Raw genomic sequence first — 13,876 nt, 5'->3', positions numbered from 1 at the left:
CATTCGATCACCCGGCGGTCGGTCAGAAACTCTTTCAGGTAGCGGCGCATCGAGGTGTAGTCGGTGCCGTCGGGCGTGCCGAGATTGACCAGGAGAATGCCGACCTTTCCGGATTTGACGGAAGGGTGGTTGGCAGGGGAATACCGTTCCTTTCTGTCTCCAAGCTAACTACGTATGGAACGTGGAACGTATCAGCGTGGGCTGAAAATCCTGGTCGAACAGGCTGAAGTCGTCCTCAAACAAAAGGTACCTGACCTGAAACCGCCAAGCAGACTATGCAGCAAACGGTCAGTCCGTCGGTCGTCACTCCAATCGGGCAGGGAATCCGTCGGCACGAAGGTTCTCGCCAAGAGCATCCTCCAATAGCTTGACGATCTGCGTCGACTGCGCGGTGCCGCCGTACACGTCCTTGCCTTTGACAAAGATCTCATTGGTCAAGGCAGCCAGATCTAGCGGAACTCCAAAAATTCTGCCGAAGTCGATCGCAAACCCTAGATCCTTCACGGCTAGATCCATGGTGAAGCCCACGTCGTAGCTGCCATTTAGGATGAGTTGGCCCTCCGTTTCATGGACGAAACTGTTTCCGGAACTCGCCTTTATGGCTCGCCATGTTTGAGCAAGGTCTAGGCCACCGCGTTTCGCGAGCATCAGGGCTTCACCATCCGCTATGAGGTGGATGAATGCCAGCATGTTGGTGATTACCTTGATGACCGCTGCGTTACCTAAAGGACCCATGTAGAAAATCTGATCCCCCATGGTCTGGAGCACTGGAAGAAATCGATCGAACACCACCGCATCGCCGGCAGCCAACAGGGTAAGCTTTCCTTTCGCGGCAAGATGTACACCCCCAGTGACAGGAACTTCCAGAGTCGTGACACCTTTTTCCGAGGCCTTGCCTGCCAGCCGAAGGATTTCACTGCGACCAACTGTGGACATCTCGATCCAGGTCATGTCCGGTCCACGGAATTTGAGCAAATCGTCAAGAACCGTTTCCGAAACCTGCGGCGACGGAAGGCACGTAAAGATGACGTTTGATTGCTCGGCAAGTGTTCCGAGTGAATCGGCCCACAAGGCACCGGCTTCGACCAGCGGATCGGCTGTTCGGCGATCCTTGTCGTGAACCGTCACCATAAAGCCGGCGCGCAAAAGGTTTGCTGCCAGATGCGCGCCGAGGTTCCCAAGTCCTACGAAACCACAGCGCATTGCCTGCCACCCTTTCCGATTTAAATGGGCTTTAGATGAAAGAAGGGCTTAGCGCCAGCGAGCGTCGTCAGGCTACCGACGCAGAAAATGCCATCGCCTCGACATAGCAGTCGCATCGACCAGCCTGCATCAAGTGAACGTGGCGTGCTATCAACAAGTCGACAGGCTTTCGGAACAGGTCCGGTTTCATCGCGCGCTCCTTTCCAACCCTGTTTTCCCATGGGCGCCATCGAAACGGCGCCCATCCGATGTTTTCGTTTATGCAGCACTCTGGGCTTCGATCTGCGGCGCGGCGTCCGGCCGTCCAAGAGCGGCACCGCTTTGAATGCTGACCTTGCGCGGTTTCAATGCCTCCGGAATCTCCCGGACGAGATCGATGGTCAGCAGACCATTGCTCAATCCCGCGCCACTCACCCTGACATGGTCGGCAAGCTCGAAACGATGTTCGAACGGGCGGCCGGCGATGCCTCGGTGCAGATAGGCTTCGGACGGAGCGTCCTGCTTCTTGCCTGTAACGGTGAGAAGATTGGTCTGGAATGTGATGTCGAGGTCGCCCTCCGCAAAGCCAGCAACGGCAATCGAGATGCGGTAGCTGTCGTCGCCTGTCTTGACAATGTCATACGGCGGCCAATCGCTAACCGAACGGTCGCGCTGGGCGTTTTCCAGAAGGTTGAAGAGCCGGTCGAAGCCAACGCTCGATCGGAAGAGAGGTGTGTAGTCGTGAGTTGTTGCCATAGCCATATCCTCCTGAAAGCAACATGGGTATGGAGCGCCGAAAGACGGCGCTTCCAGCATTGCCGGCCCTGGTGTCAGCGGCTGGCGGCAATGATCTGGTATCTGAGAAATCCGGCTTCAAGTGCTGTCTTGGAGAATTTTGCAAATCTCAGTGCAGCTTGAACTCACCTTCAATACGGCGCCATTCGTTCGGCCGGATCAGGCGTTGATGCGTATAGCGAACGGAATGCAGCGGACCGTCGAGATTGGCCTGCCAGAAATCGAGGAATTTCTGCATTTCAGGAAAGTCGGGAGCAAGATCGTAATCCTGCCAGACATAAGTCTGCAGGACGGATTCGAAATCGGGAATGCGGTAGAGGATATGCGCGGTGGTTAGTCCGTAGCCGTTAATTTGACGCTCGAAATCCGATGAGTATCGCATGCTTCATCTCCGATTTTCAACAAGCGCTAAGGTGGCGCAATTGTTCGCGGTCATCAACGGAATTCTCAACGTAAAGCATGGCTTTGTTGTTCCTTTACAGCATGTTAGCAGCCGCGCGATGCGAGTGCTGATTTTTTTGGGTCGACCCCTTGAATTCGAAATATCGCAAAACCAGATGATTTCGCGCAAGACGCTCATATGAGGTTTTGTACCCGTCCGGACTGGTCATCCGGTCCGGTGATGGGGAACAACGTCACACCTGTTTGTCCATTGGAGGAAAACATGTCTTTCCGACCGCTGCACGATCGTATTCTCGTCCGCCGGGTTGAATCAGAAGAAAAGACCAAGGGTGGGATCATTATTCCCGACACGGCGAAAGAGAAACCGCAGGAGGGCGAAGTTGTCGCTGTCGGCACCGGCACTCGCAACGAAGCGGGCCAAGTCCAGGCCCTCGACGTCAAGGCGGGAGACCGCATCCTGTTCGGCAAATGGTCCGGTACCGAGATCAAGATCAACGGAGAAGATTTGCTGATCATGAAGGAAGGCGATGTCCTCGGTGTCATTGAAGCCCCGGCCGAGCGCAAGCAGGCTGCCTGAGCCGTCCACACCATAAATCCACCAGTCAAATAGCTGCCTATTGAGGAGTTAAGGAAATGGCTGCGAAAGAAGTCAAGTTTCACACCGACGCCCGGGAACGGATGCTGCGTGGGGTCGATGTCCTTGCCAATGCCGTCAAGGTGACGCTCGGCCCAAAGGGGCGCAATGTCGTTATCGACAAGTCCTTTGGCGCCCCCCGCATCACCAAGGACGGTGTCACTGTCGCCAAGGAAATCGAACTGGAAGACAAGTTCGAGAATATGGGCGCGCAGATGCTGCGCGAAGTCGCCTCCAAAACTAACGATCTCGCCGGTGACGGTACGACGACGGCCACCGTGCTGGCGCAGGCAATCGTCAAGGAGGGTGCCAAAGCAGTTGCTTCAGGCATGAATCCGATGGATCTGAAGCGGGGTATCGATCTTGCCGTTGATGCGATCGTGAAGGAGCTGAAGACCAACGCCCGAAAGATTTCCAATAATTCGGAGATCGCGCAGGTCGGCACCATCTCGGCCAACGGCGACGAGGAAATCGGCCGCTACCTGGCGGAGGCGATGCAGAAGGTCGGGAATGAAGGTGTCATCACCGTTGAGGAAGCCAAAACGGCAGAGACCGAACTCGAAGTTGTCGAAGGCATGCAGTTCGACCGCGGCTATCTCAGCCCGTATTTCGTGACGAATGCCGACAAGATGCGGACCGAATTCGACGATCCCTACATCCTCATTCACGAGAAGAAGCTTTCCAACCTTCAGGCGATGCTGCCAGTGCTCGAAGCGGTGGTTCAGTCCGGCAAGCCGCTCCTCATCATCGCCGAAGACGTGGAGGGTGAAGCGCTCGCGACACTCGTTGTCAACAAACTGCGCGGCGGTCTCAAGGTCGCTGCGGTCAAAGCGCCAGGGTTCGGTGATCGGCGCAAGGCCATGCTGGAAGATATCGCGGTTCTCACGGGAGGCACGGTCGTCTCCGACGATGTCGGCATCAAACTCGAGAACGTCACTCTCGACATGCTCGGGCGGGCAAAGAAAGTTGCGATCGAGAAAGAGAACACGACCATCATCGACGGCGTCGGCGCCAAGGCCGACATCGACGGGCGCATCGCGCAGATCCGCGCCCAGATCGAGGAAACCACCTCCGACTATGATCGCGAGAAGCTGCAGGAACGCCTGGCCAAGCTCGCCGGCGGCGTTGCTGTCATTCGCGTGGGCGGCTCAACCGAAGTTGAGGTGAAGGAAAAGAAAGACCGCGTCGATGATGCACTGCATGCCACCCGGGCGGCTGTGGAAGAAGGCATTCTGCCCGGCGGCGGTGTGGCTCTATTGCGTTCCATCAAAGCGCTCGACCATTTGGAGACCGCCAATCAGGACCAAAAGGTCGGCATCGAGATCGTCCGGCGCGCCGTCGAGGCACCGGTTCGCCAGATTGCTGAGAATGCTGGTGCTGAAGGTTCGATCATCGTTGGCAAGCTTCGCGAGAAGACGGAGTTCTCCTATGGCTGGAACGCTCAGACCGGGGAATATGGCGACCTCTATGCGCAAGGCGTCATCGACCCGGCCAAGGTCGTGCGCACCGCGCTCCAGGATGCGGCCTCCGTCGCTGGTCTCCTGGTGACGACCGAAGCCATGATCGCCGAGAAGCCGAAGAAGGACACTGCTCCGACACTACCGGCCGGCGCAGGAATGGACTTTTAATACGGCCGTATGGCCCGCCCCTCAGAGGGGCGGGCTGGATCCTTAAACTCAAGAGGCCGCGAAGCCAAATCTTCTGCTGGCGCACTCCCGGCGCCTTCGTTGTTGGAAACCAACGAGTTCAGTGAGGTAGAAATGCACACGAAGATGTTTGATCGACCAGTTTACCTGCGTGAAAGGAAGGATCTGGTCCTCGAAATCACAAACCTGGACGATGCGATCGATTTCCTTGAGGAATGGTCCAAAGGAGATCGCGACATCATTCACGACGCGACCCTGAAGACCTGCTACCTGGCACATGATGGTCACAAGCCAGTTCAGGTTGCGCGAGACGCACTTCGCTCCTTCGCAAAGAAGAAGGGCATACTCGTCAACGCTCCTGCGGTTCTCCCGTGGATGATCAAAGCAAAGTCCGGTGGCGGTCGCATCTCGCCGTGAACAGACCTTCCCGTGAGAGGCTGCGATCGCGGCCTCTCTGCCCCGGTCGTTCCCGACGATATCCATTATGCCGTCTTCGAAGCACAAAATAAGAACAAAGCCGGCGCCTGGGGGCCGACATGTGCGAACGAAGGATCCCTTCATCGTCGACCTAGGCTTAGTCTAGCTCCCGTAGTCACTGCCCGCGTCCAATCGGGAGCGCAAGATTGAAGCCTGGTGACCAGTTCCACCTCTGACCTTTTTCCAAGTCGCTGGGACCGTTCCTCGCCTGTGCGATTCTACCGCTCGGTCATGGGCCACAGAATCAAGGCTCTCCGCGAGTGGATTTCCTCAGGTGGAACGTGGACTGGGTTAGCGAATGGCATTCTCACCCAATGGGAAGCTGCCAGCCTTCAACATAGACCGAAACAATTGGAGGATGCTCACCGTTCATGCCGGACGGCCTATGGCCTTCTTGATATTTGGCCGCGAGGACATTTACGCTGGCATGCAGTTGCCATGGATCGGTCGTATCGCTCTTTGTCGGTCGCAGAGCGGTCGAACGAAGCAGGCCTTTATAGGTAAGCATCGGACGACGTGAAGTCGTCAGGACGAAGCTCGGCGCTCTGCGGTTGGGCTTTCAGCTTAGTGATTCTTGATTGATTGCGCCCCATCGTAAAACGCTCTATTTTTCGTTACAGGCTGCCTCGACGGATGAACCGTCCTCGGATTCGTAGGGCCGCCGCACCACTTCGGCATCCGCACCAATCCCAGATGCCCTTCGACGACACGATCTACCGGGAGACGAGCGATGGGCGCAACGACGCCGGACAACATCATGCAGCTCGGTATGGGCTTCTGGGCCTCCAAGGCCATGCTCAGCGCGGTCGAGCTCGGCGTCTTCACCGAGCTCGCGGTCGGCCCGGCCGACCTGCCGGACCTGCAGGCCAGACTGAAACTGCATCCCCGCTCGGCCCGCGACTTCCTCGACACCCTTGTGGCCCTGAAGCTGCTCGAACGCGAGAACGGCCACTATCGCAACGCCCCTGATACGGACCTCTTCCTCGACAAAGCGAAGCCGTCCTATATCGGCGGCATCCTCGAAATGGCCAATGCCCGGCTCTACGGTTTCTGGGGCTCGCTTACCGAAGCCCTGCACACGGGACAGCCGCAGAATGAAGCCAAGCACAGCGAGGACTTCTTCGCCGCGATCTATGCGGAGCCGGCACGGCTGCGCGGGTTCCTTGAGGCCATGAGCGGGATCAGCGCCGGTGCGGCGCAGGCGATCGCCGCCAGGTTCGACTGGTCGAAATACACGACCTTCGCCGATGTGGGCGCAGCGCAGGGCATGGTGCCGGTGGTGATCGCGCGAGCCCATCCACATCTCCAGGCCATCGGCTTCGACCTGCCCACCGTGCAGCCGATATTCGACGAATTCATCGCCCGGCAGGGCCTCGCCGACCGCATCCGCTTCCAAAGCGGCAACTTCTTCGACGGCCCGATGCCGAATGCGGATGTGATCGTGATGGGGCATATTCTGCACGACTGGGATCTTGCCGAGAAGAGGATGCTGCTGGAAAAAGCGTTCGCCGCGCTGCCGAACGGCGGAGCCCTGATCGTCTACGATGCCGTCATCGACGACGAGCGCCGCAGCAACACTTTCGGCCTGCTGATGAGCCTGAACATGCTGATCGAGACCCGCGGAGGCTTCGACTACACCGGCGCCGACTGCCAAGCCTGGATGCGCGACGCCGGTTTCGTGTCCACGCGCGTTGAACCGTTGCTGGGGCCGGACTCGATGGTGATCGGCTTCAAACCGGACTGAACGGACACCGCAACCGGACAGTGGGGCCTTCGGCCGCCAGCGCTGCGAAGATGCGGTCGAAGGCACCGAGCCGGCTCCAGCGGATGAAACGATTGTAGAGCGTTTTATGCGGCCCGTAATCCTTCGGCGCATCCTTCCACTGCAGACCATGCTTGATGACGTAGACGATGCCGCTGATCACCCTTCGATCATCGACGCGCGGTACGCCATGCGCCAGCGGGAAATAGGGTTCGATCCGCGCCGTCTGCGCTCGCTCAGAAGAAACAAATCACCCATCACGGTCTCCTTCGGGAACCGTGAATCACATCTCAAGCCATATTAATAGGTCCTGAGCCGAGCTCAATTCAGAAAGCCGAGCGCAGTTGTCTAGAGATAAGGACTTTGTGCTCGCAGCATCGCGCCAGCTATTCAGCTAAAAGCGAGTACCAATCGTTATCGCGGCGATTAAGCCTAGAAACGACGCACCGTATATGCGACGCACCCACACCACAGCAGCCACCGATGATGGAGGCTCCGCTCTTTACCCAACCGCAGGCAAAGCTAGAATATCGGTCAGCTGAGAGATCGTCTCTAACGGAATGTAGCGTTTCATTTGCCGCTCCCTCCTCATCGGAAGCGAATGCATTCGCATAAACACCTATGTCAAGGGAAACGCCCAGCGCGTCTAAGACCTCAGAGGCCTGCTCGACCGCTGCCTGCATAACTTCGGGACGACTGCAATTGAACAGGAGTGCCTGAGCTCCCGACCCGGCAACCCAGCGTGCAGCATCGGCCAGGCGTTCCCCGGAACGCAGGGCTGCCGGGTTTGGTTCTGTGCCTGGCCCGTCGTCAAGCGTGAAGGATATCCAGAACGGTTTACCGGTGCCCTCTATCGCCTGCTGCACTGCCTCTGCTTCGGCCACGAGACTCAGGGTTTCACCTAGCCACAGATCAACGTAGGGCGTGAGTTCTTCGACCAATACGCCAAGATAGTCCTGCACCCGCTCCGGTCTGAAGAGTTGCGGTTCGTATGAACCGAAGATCGGCGGCAGAGATCCGGCGACGAGCACTTTGCGATCCTTAGCACTATCGGCTGCTGCGCGCGCCAGACTTCCAGCAAGAGCAATCAGCCTGCGGCCCTCGGCCCGAAATCTCTCCTCGCCGATATGAAACGGCACCAATGCGTAACTGTTGGTGGTAATGACATCGGCGCCCGCGACGATGAATTCCTCATGCACGCGCCGGACAACTTCCGGAGCCTCCATTAGCGCAAGCGCCGACCATTCCGGCTGCCTGAGTTCCGCACCAAGTCGGATCAGTTCGCGGCTCATGCCGCCATCTAGAATTCTAATGGGTTTCATGGCTCATCCTTTTGGCCGGCTCATCGCTTGATCATCGAAGACAATGCGAACGCTGTGAGGGTGTCTCGAACGCCAGGAAGTGCTGATATTTCCTGCCAGATTTCGCGAATGCGGTCGGTGGCGCCCGCTTCAACTCGAACGACCAGGTCAAACTCGCCGCTCATGACGTCGCAGGACACCACCTCTGGCAGCCGTTTGAGCGCGTGGATGACGTCACCGCCGCGCATGCGGTCGTGTCGATAAACGAACATCATCGCGGTGACGGCTGCCGTGGGCGGCCTACCCTCGCCAGCGATGATCGTATATCCCTGAATAAGACCGTCCCGCTCTAATCGATCAATCCGCTGGCGCACTGCGTTGCGCGACAGATTGACCACCTCCGCCAACTCGGCGTGCGGGATTCGGGCATTTCGGGCCAGCTCGGTCAGGATGCGCTCATCTGCTCGGTCGAGAACCCGCTTCATGGCTGCAGCTCCTCGGTACATGCCTTGGCGGAGTGAAAGGCCTTGAACGTGCCCGCTTCAAAATCCGTGAACCTGCAATCTTTTCCAAACTCGGCAGCAGCAGCGGCCATAACGAAGGCCGGCAAGGCGCGCCATTCTGGTGCAGTCAAACGACGAACCTCTTCGTACCCGGCGAGCAAGGGGCGGAGGAGCCTATTCTCCAGCATACCGTCCGCTCGCGCGGTCCAACGCATCAAGACTTGCCCGAGTTCCGCGACCAGAAAGTCGTCGTGGCGCAATCGGAAATTAATGACGCCACTCACGGCCTCGCCGAGGAAGAAGACATTGTCCCGGTTGAGGGCTCCGTGCACCGGACCTTTCGGAAGGCCTGAGCCCCCTTCGTCAAAGGAACGCCTCAGGGTCTGGTGGATGCGTGCAACGCAGCGCCCCAGCGCCCGGCTCTTCTCTGGGGTGATTTCATTCGCTCGTGACCCGGGCATGAAGCCAACAACCGCAACGAGCTTGCCTGACACGGTGACCGTCGCTGCACCGGCATCGGTTCGGAACGTCGTTGGACAGGGTACGCCTGCGGCAGAAAGGGTTTCCATCGTGCGAAAGGCCCGCTCGAGATCGAAGGGATCGGCGCCACTTTCAAACAATGTGACAATGAACTCGCCGCGCTCTGACCTGAAGAGAAAGGTGGTCTCGGCATCGCCGTCGGCGATGCCGATGACCGATGTCAGGCCTCCGAGACGGTAGGCCGTGGCGATTTGGCGACACTCAACCTCCGTCAGATCTGTGAAAACAGCCATTCTTCCGCTCCCTTCAGTGCCGCCTCGGTTCACCAAAGATCGTGTCGATCTGTGCCGCAGACAGACCGCTGTCGCGCTTGATCACCTCGCGCAGCGATATCCGTTCTGCCAGCGCTGTTTGGGCAAGGCATGCGGCCTTGGCATATCCGATGAAAGGATTGAGGGCTGCGGCAAGAACGAGGGAATGGTCGTGAAGCGACCGGCACCGCTCTGCATCGGCCTCGATCCCTTCAATGCACCGGATACGCAGTGCGTCCATGCCTCTCGTCAGAAGCCGCATGGAATGGAGGATGTTGAGCACGATGACCGGCTCCATCGCATTCAACTGGAGTTGCGCGGCACTGGCTGCAAGTGTGACCGTGAGGTCATTGCCGATCACCTGGAAGCCGATCTGGTTCAGCATTTCGGGGATCACCGGATTGACCTTGCCCGGCATGATTGAAGAGCCCGCCTGCATGACTGGAAGCCGGATTTCGCCGAAGCCAGCGCGCGGACCGCTCGACAGAAGCCGCAGGTCGTTGCAAATCTTCGAAAGCTTCACCGACATGCGTTTGAGGGAGCCCGAGATCGAGACGAAGGCGCCGGTGTCCGACGTCGCCTCGACGAGGTTGCGCGCGGGTCGAAGGGTGACGCCAGAGATGCGAGACAGATGCGCGCAGGCAGCAACGGAAAATTCCGCGGGCGCATTGACGCCCGTACCGATCGCCGTGCCACCTAAATTGACTTCGCGCATCAGTTCGGCGGCGCTTTTAAATTGTGCGACGTCTTCTTCCAGCGTCTCTGCGAAGGCTTCGAACTCCTGCCCAAGGAACATCGGGACGGCATCCTGGAGCTGCGTCCTGCCAACTTTCAGGATGTCAGAGAAGGTTTCTCCCTTGCATCGAAACGAGGCGGCCAATGCCGACAGAGCTGAAGTCAGTTTTTCGCCTTCCCGCAGCACCGTCAGCCGAATTGCGGTCGGATAGACGTCGTTTGTCGACTGGGAAAGGTTAACGTGGTCGTTTGGGTTGATGGCATCGTAGCTGCCGGGCTGCCGCTCCAGGTCCTGCAATGCAAGATTGGCAATGACCTCGTTAACGTTCATGTTGGTCGAGGTTCCCGCCCCACCCTGCATCATGTCCACCGGAAAATGCGGCGCGAGAACGTCCCCGGCGATCAGTCTGTCACAGGCCCGCTGGATTGCCCGTGCGAGACGAGGTTCAAGAAGTCCAAGTTCGAGATTGGTTGCGGCGGCGGCCTGCTTGACCATTCCTAAGGATTGCACGAACTCGGGAAAATCTTGGAGCCTGATCCCTGATACGTCGAAGTTCTCCGTTGCTCGTAGGGTGTGGATCCCAATCAGGGCGTTTGCCGGTATTGTCCGGGATCCGAGCAGGTCAGTTTCGATGCGTGTCGTTGTCATGATCTTTCTCTGCGCTCAGGGTCAGGCACTGATCGCTTGGTCGAGGTCGGCAATGAGATCGTCGGTCGCTTCTAGACCGACCGACAGCCGGAACACCCCGTCCCCTGCGAAGCGACGGTAGTCAGCAAGTTGCTCCCCAGTGAGCCCATAGGTCGACTTCATCATCTCTTGCGTGTCGAGCAGCACGACAATCGAGCGCTGATGGCCGAGCGAGAAGGCATAGTGAGCAACCTTGAGGCGCTCAGCGAGCTTCCGGGCCACCGCCGCCGGATCTCGTACCTGGAAGGTCACTACTCCGCCGAACAGATCCATCTGGCGCTTTGCCAGGTCATGCTGCGGGTGGGAGGGCAATCCTGGATAGGCTACAGCCGCCACCGCCGGATGACCCTGCAGGAACGTCGCGATCTTTGCCGCGGATTCAGAGATCGTCCGCATGCGGGCAAACAGCGTGTCGATGCCGCGAAGGATGAGCCAGGCGTTCATGGCCGGCATCGACGCACCGAGGTATACGCCGGCGCGTGAGCGGATTTTTTCCACCAGCTCCTTGCGTCCGCAAACGACGCCACCCAACGCATCGCCGTGCCCGTTGATAAACTTCGTCAGGGAATGGATGACGAGATCGGCTCCGAGTGTCAGCGGCTGCGTGGCCACAGGAGTGGCTAGCGTTGAATCGACCGACATCAGAGCACCGTGCCTTCGTGCAAGGCCGGCGATGGCGGCAAGATCGGTCAGGCGCAGGATCGGATTGCACGGACTTTCGCAATGGACGAGCCTGGTATTGAGCTGGAATGCGGCGGCAACCTCCTCGGTGCGCGACATGTTCACCGGCGTCACCTCAATGCCGTAGTCCGGCAATATGCGCCGGGCAAGTTCGTTGGCACCGGCATAGCAAACGTCGCTCACAATCAGGTGGTCGCCCTTCTTCAAGAAGGTCAGGAACGTTGCGCCGATTGCCGCAACGCCCGTTGCCGTGGCAACCGCATCATCGGCGGCTTCGAGTGCGGCAAGCCGCTGCTCCAGCTGGCGCACCGTAGGATTGGTCCAGCGCGCATAAAGGAACGGCAGCGCGGTCAGATCGTCAACGCCATCCGCGGAAAAAGCGCCGTCACCGGGTGCCAACACATTGTTGACGGACATGGAAACATTGGGGGCGATCGCTCTCGTCAACGGATCGATGACGAGTCCGCCGTTCAGAGCGAGGGTTTCGCGACTGAGGCCCTTTGTGGCCTCGGGCATGCTCTTGTTGTGGGCTGGCTCGCGCTCGAATAGAGCTGGGAGTGTCGTTGCCATCGGGGAATCCTCCTGGGCATTCAGTCCCTGACTAGGGATGTTGGCGTCGTTTGCGCTGACATTGCCGTTGCTGCCTAAGACAATCTGGGCGAGCGATCGGCAGATCAGACCAAAAGACCGGCATGTCGCATGGCACTATCAATTTCGGCTTCCACCGCGGGCGTGACCGTCACGAGCGGCAGACGCACATCGCGATGCATGCGCCCCTGGCGCCAAAGGGCATATTTCGGACCCGTCGGGTTTGTTTCCAGAAAAAGCGCGCGGTGCAGAGGCATCAGGCGGTCGTGAAACTCAAGCGCGCGACGGAAATCACCCGCAAGGCACGCGGCCTGGAACTCCGCACAAAGTCGCGGCGCGACATTTGCGGTCACGGATATGCAGCCGTGTCCACCATGCGCCATGTAGCCAATAGCTGTGCCATCCTCGCCCGATAGCAGATTGAAATCTCGACCGCAGGCCATACGTTCCAACGAAGGACGCAGGAGATTGGCGGTGGCGTCCTTGACGCCGATTACGTTTCGGCAATCCCGTGCCAGACGGGCAAGCGTGTCCACGGAGACGTCGACGACGCTGCGTGGCGGTATGTTGTAGACAATGATCGGAATAGAAACCGCCGCGTCAACGGCGCGGAAATGCTGGTAGAGTCCCTCTTGCGTGGGTTTGTTATAATAGGGCGTGACGACAAGCAGCGCATCGGCGCCCGCCGCCTGCGCGTGCCGGGAAAAGTCGATCGCCTCATCAGTGCTGTTGGATCCGGCGCCAGCGATCACAGGAATTCGTCCCCTCGCTATGTCCACAGTCAGTTCAACCAGCCGCTTGTGCTCGGCGTGTGAAAGGGTCGGGCTCTCCCCGGTCGTTCCGCAGGGGACAAGACCGTTGGTGCCTTCCGCAATCTGCCATTCGACGAGCGACCGAAAGGCCTCTTCATCAACCTTCTCGTTTTGAAACGGTGTGACAAGAGCCGTGATTGATCCTTTAAACATCGCAATCTCCGTTTAACTTCCACCGGCGATGTCAGCGCCGTATCGGCACCTGCATCTCGACGATGCGGAAGGCGCGCGTGATGATGAGGGTGAGGCAGACATAGAAGACGGTGACGACGACCAGAGGCTCGTAGACGAGCAGCGTGTCCTGCCTGATCTTGTAGGCGACGGCATAGAGATCCATCACGGTGACGGTGAAGGCGAGCGGTGTCGCCTTCAGCTGCAGCACCACCTCGCCGGTGATCGTCGGCAGGGCGATGCGGATCGCCCGTGGCAGCCATATGCGCCGCAAAAGGGTCCATCGCGTCATGCCGAAGGCGCGCCCGGCTTCCAGTTCTCCCTTTGGAACGGCGAGCAACGCGCCGCGCAGCACCTCCGCCTCGTAGGCCGCGTAATTGAGCGTGAAGCTCACCGCCGCGAAGAAGAAGCCCTCGCGCACGATCGGCCACAGGAAGCTTGAGCGCAGGCCAGGGATCATAGGCAGCAAGGACCCGACGCCATAGTAGAGTAGCCACAATTGGATGAGCAGGGGCGTGCCACGCAAGCACGTGCAGTACGCTTTTGCGCACCATCGCAGCCAAGGGGGACCGCTCACCTGCGCGAGCGCAAGGCCGATCGCCAGAACGAAGCCGAGAGTGACCGAAATGAACAGCAGAAGTATCGTCTGCAAAGCGCCTGCTGCGATGAGCGGCCAATAGGTGAAGACCCACGAGAAATCCATTGTGC

Annotated in this window: 14 protein-coding genes and 2 pseudogenes; 4 read left to right on the top strand and 12 right to left on the bottom strand. The window is 58.9% G+C overall.

What is annotated here, in order from left to right:
• The 4 genes and pseudogenes from MKZ91_RS28485 to MKZ91_RS28470 all read right to left on the bottom strand — a co-directional run.
• Nucleotides 1–98: ferrochelatase (locus tag MKZ91_RS28485; RefSeq protein ID WP_336174408.1), on the bottom strand; the 98-nt coding region annotated here is incomplete at its 3' end.
• Nucleotides 99–303: 205 nt separating this feature from the next.
• Nucleotides 304–1,215: pseudogene (locus MKZ91_RS28480) on the bottom strand (NAD(P)-dependent oxidoreductase); the annotation flags it as partial.
• A gap of 246 nt (nt 1,216–1,461) precedes the next feature.
• Nucleotides 1,462–1,938, bottom strand: a complete 477-nt coding sequence (locus MKZ91_RS28475; protein WP_336174404.1) for an Hsp20 family protein — start codon at nt 1,936–1,938, stop codon at nt 1,462–1,464.
• 148 nt (nt 1,939–2,086) lie between these two features.
• Nucleotides 2,087–2,359, bottom strand: coding sequence for an usg protein (locus MKZ91_RS28470; protein ID WP_058325145.1), 273 nt, complete (start codon nt 2,357–2,359; stop codon nt 2,087–2,089).
• 282 nt (nt 2,360–2,641) lie between these two features.
• Between MKZ91_RS28470 and groES the strand changes: the two genes are divergently transcribed.
• The 4 genes from groES to MKZ91_RS28450 all read left to right on the top strand — a co-directional run bounded on the left by groES (nt 2,642) and on the right by MKZ91_RS28450 (nt 6,880).
• Entirely contained in the window at nt 2,642–2,956 is a 315-nt protein-coding gene (gene groES, locus MKZ91_RS28465) for a co-chaperone GroES (protein WP_336174407.1), read from the top strand.
• 56 nt (nt 2,957–3,012) lie between these two features.
• Nucleotides 3,013–4,641: a chaperonin GroEL gene (gene groL / locus MKZ91_RS28460; RefSeq protein WP_336174403.1), complete on the top strand. Its 1,629-nt coding sequence runs from the start codon at nt 3,013–3,015 to the stop codon at nt 4,639–4,641.
• A gap of 132 nt (nt 4,642–4,773) precedes the next feature.
• Nucleotides 4,774–5,076 (top strand): DUF982 domain-containing protein, encoded by a 303-nt coding sequence (locus MKZ91_RS28455; protein WP_336174406.1) that lies wholly within the window; start codon nt 4,774–4,776, stop codon nt 5,074–5,076.
• Between the two features lie 790 nt (nt 5,077–5,866).
• On the top strand, nt 5,867–6,880 hold the full coding sequence (locus MKZ91_RS28450; RefSeq protein ID WP_336174402.1) for a methyltransferase: 1,014 nt from the start codon (nt 5,867–5,869) through the stop codon (nt 6,878–6,880).
• Between the two features lie 28 nt (nt 6,881–6,908).
• Here MKZ91_RS28450 and MKZ91_RS28445 read toward each other — a convergent pair.
• The 8 genes and pseudogenes from MKZ91_RS28445 to MKZ91_RS28410 all read right to left on the bottom strand — a co-directional run.
• Nucleotides 6,909–7,156: pseudogene (locus MKZ91_RS28445) on the bottom strand (transposase); the annotation flags it as partial.
• A gap of 128 nt (nt 7,157–7,284) precedes the next feature.
• Nucleotides 7,285–8,220 carry a homocysteine S-methyltransferase family protein gene (locus MKZ91_RS28440; protein WP_336174401.1) on the bottom strand — a complete coding sequence of 312 codons (936 nt, stop codon included), beginning with the start codon at nt 8,218–8,220 and terminating at the stop codon, nt 7,285–7,287.
• A 20-nt stretch (nt 8,221–8,240) separates the two neighbouring features.
• Nucleotides 8,241–8,684: an Lrp/AsnC family transcriptional regulator gene (locus MKZ91_RS28435; RefSeq protein ID WP_336174400.1), complete on the bottom strand. Its 444-nt coding sequence runs from the start codon at nt 8,682–8,684 to the stop codon at nt 8,241–8,243.
• The gene (locus MKZ91_RS28430) at nt 8,681–9,475 is read right to left on the bottom strand and encodes a phosphotransferase (RefSeq protein WP_336174399.1); all 795 of its coding nucleotides are present in this window, start codon (nt 9,473–9,475) and stop codon (nt 8,681–8,683) included. Before MKZ91_RS28430 ends, MKZ91_RS28435 begins: the two co-directional genes overlap by 4 nt.
• 13 nt (nt 9,476–9,488) lie before the next feature.
• On the bottom strand, nt 9,489–10,877 hold the full coding sequence (locus tag MKZ91_RS28425; protein WP_336174398.1) for an aspartate ammonia-lyase: 1,389 nt from the start codon (nt 10,875–10,877) through the stop codon (nt 9,489–9,491).
• A 21-nt stretch (nt 10,878–10,898) separates the two neighbouring features.
• A complete protein-coding gene (locus tag MKZ91_RS28420) occupies nt 10,899–12,113 on the bottom strand; it encodes a trans-sulfuration enzyme family protein (protein ID WP_336174405.1) in 1,215 nt (404 codons plus the stop codon).
• 158 nt (nt 12,114–12,271) lie between these two features.
• A complete protein-coding gene (dapA, locus tag MKZ91_RS28415; RefSeq protein WP_336174397.1) occupies nt 12,272–13,150 on the bottom strand; it encodes a 4-hydroxy-tetrahydrodipicolinate synthase in 879 nt (292 codons plus the stop codon).
• Between the two features lie 31 nt (nt 13,151–13,181).
• On the bottom strand, nt 13,182–13,871 hold the full coding sequence (locus MKZ91_RS28410; protein ID WP_336174396.1) for an ABC transporter permease: 690 nt from the start codon (nt 13,869–13,871) through the stop codon (nt 13,182–13,184).
• Nucleotides 13,872–13,876: the final 5 nt, after the last annotated feature.

Source organism: Ensifer sp. MJa1 (assembly GCF_037026475.1).
Taxonomy (GTDB): domain Bacteria; phylum Pseudomonadota; class Alphaproteobacteria; order Rhizobiales; family Rhizobiaceae; genus Ensifer.
This window is presented reverse-complemented; position numbering and strand designations above follow the sequence as displayed.

Excerpts from the sequence above, each read along its gene's own strand:
- MKZ91_RS28475 (WP_336174404.1), bottom strand. The coding sequence starts at position 1,938 with ATGGCAACAACTCACGACTACACACCTCTCTTCCGATCGAGCGTTGGC.
- MKZ91_RS28470 (WP_058325145.1), bottom strand. The coding sequence starts at position 2,359 with ATGCGATACTCATCGGATTTCGAGCGTCAAATTAACGGCTACGGACTA.
- groES (WP_336174407.1), top strand. The coding sequence starts at position 2,642 with ATGTCTTTCCGACCGCTGCACGATCGTATTCTCGTCCGCCGGGTTGAA.
- groL (WP_336174403.1), top strand. The coding sequence starts at position 3,013 with ATGGCTGCGAAAGAAGTCAAGTTTCACACCGACGCCCGGGAACGGATG.
- MKZ91_RS28455 (WP_336174406.1), top strand. The coding sequence starts at position 4,774 with ATGCACACGAAGATGTTTGATCGACCAGTTTACCTGCGTGAAAGGAAG.
- MKZ91_RS28450 (WP_336174402.1), top strand. The coding sequence starts at position 5,867 with ATGGGCGCAACGACGCCGGACAACATCATGCAGCTCGGTATGGGCTTC.
- MKZ91_RS28440 (WP_336174401.1), bottom strand. The coding sequence starts at position 8,220 with ATGAAACCCATTAGAATTCTAGATGGCGGCATGAGCCGCGAACTGATC.
- MKZ91_RS28435 (WP_336174400.1), bottom strand. The coding sequence starts at position 8,684 with ATGAAGCGGGTTCTCGACCGAGCAGATGAGCGCATCCTGACCGAGCTG.
- MKZ91_RS28430 (WP_336174399.1), bottom strand. The coding sequence starts at position 9,475 with ATGGCTGTTTTCACAGATCTGACGGAGGTTGAGTGTCGCCAAATCGCC.
- MKZ91_RS28425 (WP_336174398.1), bottom strand. The coding sequence starts at position 10,877 with ATGACAACGACACGCATCGAAACTGACCTGCTCGGATCCCGGACAATA.
- MKZ91_RS28420 (WP_336174405.1), bottom strand. The coding sequence starts at position 12,113 with ATGCCCGAGGCCACAAAGGGCCTCAGTCGCGAAACCCTCGCTCTGAAC.
- dapA (WP_336174397.1), bottom strand. The coding sequence starts at position 13,150 with ATGTTTAAAGGATCAATCACGGCTCTTGTCACACCGTTTCAAAACGAG.
- MKZ91_RS28410 (WP_336174396.1), bottom strand. The coding sequence starts at position 13,871 with ATGGATTTCTCGTGGGTCTTCACCTATTGGCCGCTCATCGCAGCAGGC.